The organism is Paenibacillus rigui (assembly GCF_002234615.1).
Taxonomy (GTDB): domain Bacteria; phylum Bacillota; class Bacilli; order Paenibacillales; family NBRC-103111; genus Paenibacillus_S; species Paenibacillus_S rigui.
This window is the reverse complement of sequence record NZ_NMQW01000088.1, coordinates 1-723: the sequence shown is the minus strand read 5'-3', so window position 1 is coordinate 723 and position 723 is coordinate 1. Positions and strand designations below refer to the sequence as shown.

The window sequence follows — 723 nt, the reverse complement described above, 5'->3', positions numbered from 1 at the left end:
GAATGTGTATAAGAGACCGAGCATTGGTTAAGCTAATAAGAGCACACGGAGGATGCCTAGGCGCTAGGAGCCGAAGAAGGACGTGGCGAACGACGAAATGCCTCGGGGAGCCGTAAGCAGGCTTTGATCCGGGGATGTCCGAATGGGGGAACCCAGCTGAGGTAATTCTCAGTTACCATGCAGTGAATACATAGCTGCATTGGAGGCATACGAGGGGAACTGAAACATCTAAGTACCCTCAGGAGAAGAAAACAAGAGTGATTCCGTCAGTAGCGGCGAGCGAAAGCGGAACAGCCCAAACCAAGGGGCTTGCCCCTTGGGGTTGTGGGACGTCAATGTGGGTTTAGCAGAGTAGATGAAGCGGTCTGGAAAGGCCGGCCACAGAAGGTAACAGCCCTGTAATCGAAATTTTGCGAAAACCCTAGACGGATCCCGAGTACCGCGAGACACGTGAAACCTCGTGGGAAGCAGGCAGGACCATCTGCCAAGGCTAAATACTCCCTAGCGACCGATAGTGAAGCAGTACCGTGAGGGAAAGGTGAAAAGAACCGCGGGAGCGGAGTGAAATAGAACCTGAAACCGTGTGCTTACAAGAAGTCAGAGCCCGTTAATGGGTGATGGCGTGCCTTTTGTAGAATGAACCGGCGAGTTACGTTCCCGTGCAAGGTTAAGGTGAGAAGCCGGAGCCGCAGCGAAAGCGAGTCTGAATAGGGCGTTGTATCA

Annotated in this window: 1 rRNA gene; it reads left to right on the top strand. The window is 53.1% G+C overall.

From position 1 onward, the window contains the following. Nucleotides 1-25: 25 nt before the first annotated feature. A 23S ribosomal RNA gene (locus CF651_RS32700) occupies nucleotides 26-723 on the top strand; the annotation flags it as partial.